The sequence below is a fragment of the Thauera sp. genome, from assembly GCF_047601425.1.
Classification (GTDB): Bacteria; Pseudomonadota; Gammaproteobacteria; order Burkholderiales; family Rhodocyclaceae; genus Thauera.
In genome coordinates this window covers 957,772-967,237 of record NZ_JASGJL010000001.1, presented here as the reverse complement: position 1 = coordinate 967,237, position 9,466 = coordinate 957,772, and the positions used below count along the sequence as shown (strand labels likewise).

Genomic DNA, 9,466 nt, shown 5'->3' with positions numbered 1-9,466 from the left:
CACTGGGGGATGTCATGAGCGAGAAGAACAAAGAGGGGAGCCTGTTCCGTCCCGGCGAGAACTGCTGGCGGGTCGAGAAGGCCGACCGCTTCGCCTTCATCGTCGACGCGGCCGATTATTTCGTCGTCGCGCGCAAGGCGATGCTGGCGGCGCGCAAGAGCATCTTCCTGGTCGGCTGGGATTTCGATGCCCGCATCGACCTGGGCGATCGCAAGGACGAAGGCCCGGCGAACCTGGGCGATTTCGTCATGTGGCTGGCCAAACGCTCGCGCGAACTGGAAATCCGGCTGCTGCGCTGGGACACCGGCGCCTTCAAGGCGCTGTTCCGCGGCAAGACCCTGCTGACCATCCTGCGCTGGAAGATGCACCGCCGCATCACGCTGCGGCTGGACGCCGCCCACCCCTTTGCCGGCTCGCATCACCAGAAGATCGTCGTCATCGACGACTGCCTGGCTTTCTGCGGCGGCATCGACATGACGATGTGCCGCTGGGACCGGCGTGAACACGAAGACGAAGATCCGCAGCGCATCGATCCGGGCGGCAAACCCTATGAGCCCTGGCATGACGCGACCAGCGCCTTCGACGGCGCTGCCGCCCGCGCGATCGGCGATCTGGCGCGCGACCGCTGGCTGGCAGCCTCGGATGAACGCCTGATGCCGGTCGACGACGCCCATGACTGCTGGCCGGAGGGGCTGGAACCCAGCTTCCACGACGTCCGGCTCGGCATCGCACGTACCAAGCCCGAGCTCGACGGCGAGGACGCGATACATGAAATCGAGCAGATGTACATCGATCTGATCGCGCAGGCGAAGCGGCTGATCTATGCCGAGAGCCAGTACTTCGCCTCGCGCAAGATCGCACGGGCGATCGCCCAGCGGCTGGCGGAGGAGGACGGCCCGGAAATCGTCGTCATCAACCCGGTCGGCGCCGAAGGCTGGCTCGAACCGATGGCGATGGATACGGCCAGGGCCCGCCTCGTCGAGGCGATCCATCGCATCGACAAGCGTGGCCGATTCCGCATCTACCATCCGCGGACCAAGGGCGGTACCGACATCTACGTCCACGCCAAGATCATGATCGCGGATGACGACTACCTGCGCGTCGGCTCGTCGAACTTCAACAACCGCTCGCTGCGGCTCGATACCGAGTGCGACGTGATCCTGTCCGCCGATGGCGCCGAGGCGGAGGAAAAGCGAAAGCGCATCGCCGAAATCCGCTACGACCTCATCGCCGAGCACCTGGGCACGGAGCCGGAGAAGGTTGCCGAGGAACATGAACGCCGCGGCTCGCTGATCGCCGCCATCGACCATCTGCGCGGCGAGGGGCGGACCCTGATCGACTACGAGATTCCTGAACTCAGCGACACCGAGGAATGGATCGCCGACAACCAGATCCTCGACCCCGAAGGGCCGGACGCGATGTTCGAGCCGCTGCACAAGCGCAAGCTGTTCAAGGGCTGGCATTTTCCGCACTGGCGGCGGAAGGCCTGAAGCACGGCCGGCGGCGGGATTCCATGTCGCCGGCTGGCGCCATCGCAGCCATGGATCACCCGGAGCAGCGGAGCTGCCTTCATCGGCCTTGCACCCGCCACCATCGCGGCAGCAGCGCACGGACTTCGCTGCGCAGATAGCGGTCGTCGATCAGGAACACCACGCCGCGATCCTGCTCGCTGCGAATCACCCGCCCGGCGGCCTGCACCACCTTGCGCAGGCCCGGGTAGAGATAGGTGTAGTCGTAGCCCTTGTCGGCGCCGAAATATGCCGCCATTGCCTGCCGCATGCGTTCGTTGACCGGGTTGAGCTGCGGCAGCCCCAGCGTGGCGACGAAGGCGCCGATCAGGCGCCGTCCGGGCAGGTCGACGCCTTCGGAGAACACGCCGCCGAGCACCGCAAAACCGATGCCCTGCCCCTGCTCGGTGAAGCGTTCCAGGAAGGCACTGCGCCCGGCCTCGTCCATCGACGGCGTCTGCCGCCAGACCGGCAGTTCCGGCTGCAGGCGCTGCAAGGTGTCGGCCACCCGCTGCAGGTAGTCGAAGCTGCTGCAGAAGCACAGGTAGTTGCCGGGCCGGCGCGCGAACTGATCCGCAATGAGTTCGGCGATCGGCTGCAGCGACTGCTCGCGGTCGCGGTAGCGGGTGGAGATGTGCCCTGCAACCCGCAGCTCCAGCTGGCTGGCCTGGAAAGGCGAATCGGCTTCGATCCAGTGCGTGTCCGCGGGCAGGCCCAGCATGTCGCGGTAGAAATGCTGCGGCCTCAGGGTGCCGGAGAACAGCACGCTGGCGTGGGCAAGCGCATGGCGTTCCTGCAGGTGCGGCGCCGGCACCACGTTGCGGATACAGAGCGTCGAAGCCGGGGTCCGCTGGCGCCCCGCATGGCCGGCCGCCAGGCTGAGATCGAACAGGGCATGGCCACCCATCTGCTCGGCCAAGGCCAGGAAGCGCAGCATCTCCCAATGGAAGCCCAGCACCGGATCGCCGGGCGGGATCGGCTTGTCGGCGAGGTCGTCGGCGATGGCACCGATGGCGCGCTGCAGGGCACCGAGCAGCTCATCCGGCACCTCGTCATAGGCCTTGTAGTCTTCCGTCTGCGCCCGGTTCAGCGCATTCCAGCAGCGCTGCAGCCGGTCCAGCGCCTTGCGCGCCGCACCGGCCGCCGCCTTGCGCGCATCGGCCAGCGCGAACTGCGACAGCTCGGCGGTATACATCCGCCGCGCGCGATCGACCAGGTTGTGGGCTTCGTCCACCAGCACGCCGGCCTTCCATTGCTGCGCCGCGGTCAGCGCATGGAGCATCGCCGTGCTGTCGTAGAAGTAGTTGTAGTCGGCCACGACGACGTCGCTCCAGCGCACCAGCTCCTGCGCCAGATAATAGGGACAGACCCGGTGCGCGAGCGCCACGCCGCGCATCGCCGGCGCATCCCAAGTTTGGGATTGGGCGATCGCTGCGGCACGCGCGGCCGGCAAACGGTCGTAAAACCCTTCTGCCAGCGGACAGGACTCGCCGTGGCAAGCCTTGTCCGGATGCTCGCAGGCCTTGTCGCGCGCCTGCACGTCGAGCACGCGCAGGCGGAAGGCTTGCGCCTGCGCGGCGAACTGCCTGTCCACCGCCGCCAGCGCCTGCAGCGCGAGGTTGTGGCCGGTGCCTTTCGCGGTGAGGAAGAACAGCTTGTCCAGCCCCTGCCCCGGCGCGGCCTTCAGCATCGGGAAGATCGTGCCCAGGGTCTTGCCGATGCCGGTCGGCGCCTCCGCCATCATGCACTGGCCGCCGCTCTGCTGGCTGGCGCAGCGCCAGACGGCAACCGCCAGTTCGCGCTGCCCGGTGCGGAAGCCCGCCATCGGAAACTGCAGCGCCGCCAGTGCCGCATCACGCGCGCTGCGGTGGGCCGCCTCTGCCTGCGCCCAGGCCAGAAAGCGTTCGCACTGCTCCTCGAAGAAGGCGCGCAGCGCCGCGGCCTCCTGCGTCTCGGCCAGCACCGTCTCCTCGCCGGTGCCGACGTTGAAATACACCAGCGCCACACGCAGGCGCTCGAATCCTCGCGCCTCGCACAGCAGATGGCCATAGATGCGGGCCTGCGCCCAGTGCAGCGCGCGGTGGTGGGCGCGGATGCCATCGAGCCGGCCACGGTAGGTCTTGATCTCCTCGACCTGCCCAGCCCGCGCATCGAAACCATCGGCGCGGCCACGCACCTGCAGGTCGCGGTAGGCCCCCGTCAGGCCGATCTCGCTCTCGTAGCCCTCGCCGCGGCGCGAGCGCACCACGCCGTGGCCGGCGATGCCTTCGAGCGCGCTGGGCGCAGGCGTGAAGCGCAGGTCCAGGTCGCCCGTGCGCGCGGTGAACTCGCACAGCGCTCGCACGGCCACCGTGTAGCTCACGCTACCCCCTCCACAGCCTTCTGCCCGCGCCAGCGCACATGGCAGACGCTGACCGGAATGCCGTGCCCAGCACAATACTGCAGCCAGCGGATCTGGTTGTCCTGCAGCCGGTCGCCCGGCGCCTTGACCTCGACCAGTTCGTAGCGGCGCTCATCCGGCCAGAAGCGCACCAGATCGGGAAAACCCGTGCGATTGGCCTTCACGTCGCGCAGCAGGCGCGTGAAGAACAGCTTCAGGTGCGCGGCCGGAATGCAGTCCAGCGCCAGCCCCAGCAGCTCTTCGCTCAGCGTGCCCCAGAACACGAACGGCGACTGCAGCCCCTGCTTGTCGGCAAAGCGCTGGCGGATCGCATCACGATAGCTGCCGTCGTCGAGCCGCGACATACAGGCATCGAACAGCGCCGCACGACGCTGGACGAAATCCGGCGCACCGAGATCGGCCGGCCCGCTCTGGAAAGGGTGGAAGAAAGCGCCCGGCAGCGGCGCGAAGATCGCCGGCCAGCACAGCAAGCCGAACAAGGAATTGATCAGCGCGTTCTCCACATAGAACACCGGCGCGGATTCGCCGTGCCAGTGCTCGCTCAGCACGAATTCGACCGATGCCGGCTGGCCGGGCCAGTCCAGTTCCAGTTCGATGCGCATCTGCGCCACCTCGGAAGCGAGGCTGGCCGAACGCCCACGCCCGCCCTGCCCCACGCTGCGCCGCAGCCGCGGCAGCATGCGCGCCACACGCTGGCTCTCCTCGTCGCTCTCGGGCGCAGCCTGGGCGGCGAGCGCCAGCGCCAGGGCATCGGCGGAGCGCCCCATGCGCTCATACACCCTGATGCGCCGGTGCCGCGCGCCGGGATAAGGGCATGACGCATAAGCCTGTTCGGCCAGCGCCCAATCCTGCGCCTTCTCGCAGGCCTGGCCGATGCGCAGCAATACCTTTGCACGGCGATTCTCCAGCCAGGGATTGGAACAGGCATGTTGTGCAACGGCCTGCAGCAGGCTAGCAGCCTCCACACCCTCATCCAGCGCCTGGCGGCAGGCCTGCAGCGCCAGATAGCGGTCCACGTTCACGCGCGACTGGAAAGCGCGCGAAGCGGCATCGAACTCCACCGTCTCGTAGCGGAACACGCCGAGATCGGCCAGCACGAACTCCGACCAGTCCTGGTGCAGGTTGCCGAAGAACATCAGCCGGAAGCGCTCGCAGATCTCTCCCACCGTCACCCGCCAAGCCGCCGCCGATGCCTGTGGGTTCCATTCGGCGTAGCTCTTTTGGTCTGCATGAATGGCCTGCAGCGCCGCCAGCATCTCTGCCTTGCGCATCCCCGTATGGATCGGCTCGCGCGCGAACAGGCGCAGCAGTTCGGGTTTGGTATGCAGCGCAAACAACTCATCCAGGCCCATCGGCTGATCCTCATCAAGCCAGCCGAGTTCGAGCAGCGGTCCGGCTGCGCCGCCGATGTCCGGGATTTCCTCGTACGCGAGCCTGTCCGCGCGGAACCACGGTCCACGGCGCATCAGCAGGCGGACTATCAATGCCTGAGAAGGCTGGGGCAGTTGCTCGAACCGCTGCAGGAAGCTGTGCCCGGCCTCATCCAGCAGATCGTCGTAGCGCTCGCCGACCCAGGCCAGCGCTCGCTGGAAATTGTGCAGGTAGTAGTAGCGGTGAGGCGGGAACATCGATGCCGGCAAGGCGACAGGCAGGGTGCTCAAGCCTGATGCATCCCGCTATTCATCTCGTGGATCGCGCTGATCCGCATGCTTCTCTCCAGACCACTTTAACTGTCTTAATATACAGTATTCACGCATCCGCTGCACGCTCGGCCCAAGCGCGCATCGGCGCTGATTCCCGGACTATGATGACGTAACAGGCAAGGCGGTCCACGAATGGTGACCGGCACGACAGGAGGTTCCGATGCTCTGGCGTTTCTCTGCCAACAACACGCACCTGTACCCCGGCGCTCTGCTGCGCCGGCTCGACGCCCCCGGCGACGCCAGCTTCTCGGCGGGCGATGACCTGGTGGTGGAGTTCAGCGACGGCATGCACGTCAGCGGACGCCTGCTGGAGGCAGAATCAGGATCGGGTGCAGCGGTGCTGCAGATGCCCGGCTACCGCACCCAACGCAGGACGACGGTCGCGGCACGGACATGGCGCATCGCCCCCTGCAGCGAACCCGGCCTGATGCGGGTGGAAAAGCGCCTTCCGTGCGACGTGGAAGTATCGGCGCAGCCAACGCCGGGGACATGAGCGGATTGACGGGTAATCTGTCCAGTCGACAAGAACGGCCATTGAGCTACGGCTTCCGCTTGCAGGTGATCGACAGCCCCGCCCGGCTGCGCGTGTCGATCATGGTGACGGCGTCCGGCACGCGCTGGATGTGGTCGAGGAACTCGCGGATGCCGCGCTGGTTCATCGACACGTTGTGCGCGGTGAAGCAGCCGCCGGGGGCGATCTTCGGCCACAGCGCATCGAAGTAGTTGATGTACCAGTCCTTGTCCGCATCGGAGAACACGAAGTCGATCGGCCCCTCCAGCTGCGGCACGAGTTCGTGGGCGTCGGCCAGCCGCGCGTCGATGACGCCATCCAGCCCCGCCGCGGCGAAGTTCTCCACGGCGATGCCGTGCCGCCGCGGATCGATTTCGATGGTGGTCAGACGGCCGCCGGTCCTGCTCAAGGCCCAGCCTATCCAGATTCCAGAGTGGCCCGTCGAGGTGCCGATCTCCACGGCGTTGCGAAAGCCATTGTCGACGATCAGTTCGTGCATCGTCCGTCCATCGATCTCGGGTATGTTCAGATCCCGCCAGCTGCCTCGACGCTCGTCGAGGAAGGTCTGCACACGCCGGTCGCGTTCGACGTCGGCAGCGGCTTGCGCCGATGCACCGGTCGGCGCGATCAGGGCGGCGAGGAGAACGGCAGCAATGTGAGCGATGCGAGCCATGGGCAACTCCCTGCGGAGGTGGCGATGCGCATTGGAGCCGTCTGCTGCGCCTACGTTCCCGCTGACGTTCACCCGGCAGGCTTCGCTATCCGCGCATCTGCCCTTCCCCTGGCTGCCGCGCTTGCCGTCGCTCACGCGCGGCATTCATCAGCAGGCGAATGCATTCAAGGCAGGCGCTTGTCGCCACGCAGCAGATCCTCGAATGCTGCTGCCGAAACCGGCTTGCTGAAGTAGTAGCCCTGGATCTCGTCGCAGCGGTTGCGGCTCAGGAAGTCGCGCTGCGCTTCGGTCTCCACGCCTTCGGCGATGACCTTGAAGCCGAGGTTGTGGGCCAGTGAGATGACGGCCAGCACGATGGTCGCGTCCTCCGGGTCGGTCAGCATGTCGCGCACGAAAGACTGGTCGATCTTCAGCGTATCGGCCGGAAAGCGCTTCAGATAACCCAGATTGGAGTAACCGGTGCCGAAGTCGTCGATCGACAGCTTGACGCCGGCGTCGCGCAGCCGGCCGAAGGTCGCGATGACTTTCTCGACGTCCTGGGCGATCAGGCTCTCGGTCAGTTCCAGTTCCAGCAGTTCGGGCGGCAGGCCGGTGCTGTGCAGCGTGCCCGTCACCCAGTCAACCACGTCTTGCTGCAGAAACTGGCGCGCCGAGATGTTCACCGCCACCGTGACCGGGGGCAGTCCGGCCTCGCACCAGGCTTTGGCCTGGGCACACGCGGTACGCAGCACCCAGTCGCCGATCGGCACGATCAGGCCGGAATCCTCGGCAATCGGAATGAACTGGCCCGGCGGCACCATGCCCAGTTCGGGATGGTGCCAGCGCAGCAGCGCTTCGCAGCCGGTGATTCGGCCGGTGCGCAGATCCACCTTGGGCTGGTAGGCGAGCTGGAACTGGCCCAGCGCCAGGGCGTCGTGCAGCCTGGTTTCCAGATTGACCCGACGCTGCGTTTCCATGCTCATTTCACGCGTGAAGAACTGGCAGGTGTTGCGGCCCAGGCTCTTGGCACGGTACATCGCCACGTCGGCGTTGCCGATCAAGGCATCGGCGGATTCGCCGTCCTGCGGAAACACGGCGGCGCCGATGCTGCCGGTCAGGTGAACCTCGCGGCCCTGCACGACGAGCGGGGTTTTCAGTGCCTGGACGATCTTCCGTGCGACCTCATGGGCATCCGCCGTCTGGCGCAGATCGGTCAGCAGGATCAGGAATTCGTCGCCGCCCTGCCGGGCCACGGTATCGCCTTCGCGCACCAGCGATGCCAGCCGCCTGGCAGCGGCCTTCAACACCGCGTCGCCGAACGGATGGCCGTAGCAGTCGTTGATGACCTTGAAACGGTCCAGATCGAGGAACAGCAGCGCGAGCAGGCGGCCGCTGCGGCGCACGTGCGCAATGACCTGCTGGATGCGGTCCTGCACCAGGTTGCGGTTGGGCAGGCCGGTCAGGCCGTCGTGGGTGGCAAGGTAGCGGATGCGCTGCTCGGCCTGCTTGCGCTCGGTGACGTCGCGGCCGACGCAGACGATCACGCCGTGGTCCCGGGACAGCACGGCCGACCAGGTCAGGAACACGACCCAGCCGGACTTGTGCACGAAGCTGCATTCGAAATCACGCATGCGCTGCCCCTGCAGCACGGCCTGGAATTCGTGCTGGAAGGGCCGCAGCGCATCGGGATGGATCAGTCTCTCGATGTGAGAGCCCATCAGTTCGGCGGGTTCGTAATCCAGCATGGCCTGTGCCGCGGCGCTGACTTCGAGGAAGCGCCCCTGCGTATCCAGCGTACAGATGAGATCCAGCGAATTCTCGAGGATCAGCGTCTTCATGTGCTCGAGCCGGTTCTGCTGGCGCCGGTTCTCTGCCGCATCGAGCGCACGCGCCACCGCGGGAACGAGGCGGGTCAGGTTTTCCTTGAGCACATAGTCGTCGGCGCCGAGCTTCAGCGTCTCGACCGCGACGTCTTCGCCGACCGTGCCGGAGATCACGATCACCGGCAGGCCGGCGTCGCTGTTCCTGATCACACCGAGCGCACCCCGGGCATCGAAGGACGGCAGCATGTAGTCGGACAGCACGATGTCCCACGGCCCGCTGCGCAGCGCGTGGCGCAGATCGTCCTCGGTCTCGACGCGCTGCGCACGCACGTCGTAGCCGGCACTTCGCAAGGCCTCCTGGACGAGGATCGAGTCGTCCTCGTTGTCCTCGACCATGAGGGCACGCAGCAACGTCATGGTGCGGATTTTCCGGCCGGCAGCTCGTTGAGCAGCAGCCAGTACAGGCCGAGCTGGCGCACCGCTTCGATGAACTGGGCGAAGTCCACCGGCTTGCGCACGTAGCTGTTGGCGCCCAGGCTGTAGCTGGAGACCAGATCCTGCTCCTCGCGCGAGGACGTCAGGATCACGACCGGCAGGAGCTTGGTGCGCTCATCGGCACGGATGCAGCGCAACACTTCCAGCCCGTCGATCTTGGGCAGCTTGAGGTCGAGCAGGATGATGGAGGGCGAAACGCTGCCGCCCTCGCGGTCGGGCCCCAGCAGCAGATCCAGCGCCTCGGCACCGTCGCGCGCCACGGTGATGGCATTGGAGATGCGGTTTTCCTCGAACGCGAGGATCGTCAGCTCTTCATCGTCCGGGTTGTCCTCGACGAGCAGGATGGTCTTGTCGGTCATGGGTCGATGCCCTC

General features: G+C 66.6%; 7 protein-coding genes. 2 read left to right on the top strand and 5 right to left on the bottom strand.

From position 1 onward, the window contains the following. Window positions 1–14: 14 nt before the first annotated feature. Window positions 15–1,490: a phospholipase D-like domain-containing protein gene (locus QM748_RS04690; protein ID WP_415245887.1), complete on the top strand. Its 1,476-nt coding sequence runs from the start codon at window positions 15–17 to the stop codon at window positions 1,488–1,490. Between the two features lie 79 nt (window positions 1,491–1,569). Here QM748_RS04690 and QM748_RS04685 read toward each other — a convergent pair whose 3' ends face one another. After that, entirely contained in the window at window positions 1,570–3,870 is a 2,301-nt protein-coding gene (locus QM748_RS04685) for a helicase C-terminal domain-containing protein (RefSeq protein ID WP_415245886.1), read from the bottom strand. Further along, a complete protein-coding gene (locus QM748_RS04680) occupies window positions 3,867–5,570 on the bottom strand; it encodes a VRR-NUC domain-containing protein (RefSeq protein WP_415245885.1) in 1,704 nt (567 codons plus the stop codon). Before QM748_RS04680 ends, QM748_RS04685 begins: the two co-directional genes overlap by 4 nt. Window positions 5,571–5,772: 202 nt before the next feature. On the opposite strand from QM748_RS04680, the gene QM748_RS04675 reads away from it, so the two are divergent. Beyond that, window positions 5,773–6,105: a hypothetical protein gene (locus QM748_RS04675; protein WP_415245884.1), complete on the top strand. Its 333-nt coding sequence runs from the start codon at window positions 5,773–5,775 to the stop codon at window positions 6,103–6,105. 46 nt (window positions 6,106–6,151) lie between these two features. Here the strand turns inward: QM748_RS04675 and QM748_RS04670 are convergent, their stop codons facing one another. The 3 genes from QM748_RS04670 to QM748_RS04660 all read right to left on the bottom strand — a co-directional run bounded on the left by QM748_RS04670 (window position 6,152) and on the right by QM748_RS04660 (window position 9,452). Next, entirely contained in the window at window positions 6,152–6,796 is a 645-nt protein-coding gene (locus tag QM748_RS04670; RefSeq protein WP_415245883.1) for an O-methyltransferase, read from the bottom strand. A 164-nt stretch (window positions 6,797–6,960) separates the two neighbouring features. Then, window positions 6,961–9,015 carry a putative bifunctional diguanylate cyclase/phosphodiesterase gene (locus QM748_RS04665; protein ID WP_415245882.1) on the bottom strand — a complete coding sequence of 685 codons (2,055 nt, stop codon included), beginning with the start codon at window positions 9,013–9,015 and terminating at the stop codon, window positions 6,961–6,963. Further along, a complete protein-coding gene (locus QM748_RS04660) occupies window positions 9,012–9,452 on the bottom strand; it encodes a response regulator (RefSeq protein ID WP_415245881.1) in 441 nt (146 codons plus the stop codon). Before QM748_RS04660 ends, QM748_RS04665 begins: the two co-directional genes overlap by 4 nt. Window positions 9,453–9,466 lie beyond the last annotated feature (14 nt).

What these genes read in the sequence shown, in the direction of transcription:
- QM748_RS04665 (WP_415245882.1), bottom strand. Translation starts at nt 9,015, where the DNA reads ATGACGTTGCTGCGTGCCCTCATGGTCGAGGACAACGAGGACGACTCG.
- QM748_RS04690 (WP_415245887.1), top strand. Translation starts at nt 15, where the DNA reads ATGAGCGAGAAGAACAAAGAGGGGAGCCTGTTCCGTCCCGGCGAGAAC.
- QM748_RS04660 (WP_415245881.1), bottom strand. Translation starts at nt 9,452, where the DNA reads ATGACCGACAAGACCATCCTGCTCGTCGAGGACAACCCGGACGATGAA.
- QM748_RS04670 (WP_415245883.1), bottom strand. Translation starts at nt 6,796, where the DNA reads ATGGCTCGCATCGCTCACATTGCTGCCGTTCTCCTCGCCGCCCTGATC.
- QM748_RS04675 (WP_415245884.1), top strand. Translation starts at nt 5,773, where the DNA reads ATGCTCTGGCGTTTCTCTGCCAACAACACGCACCTGTACCCCGGCGCT.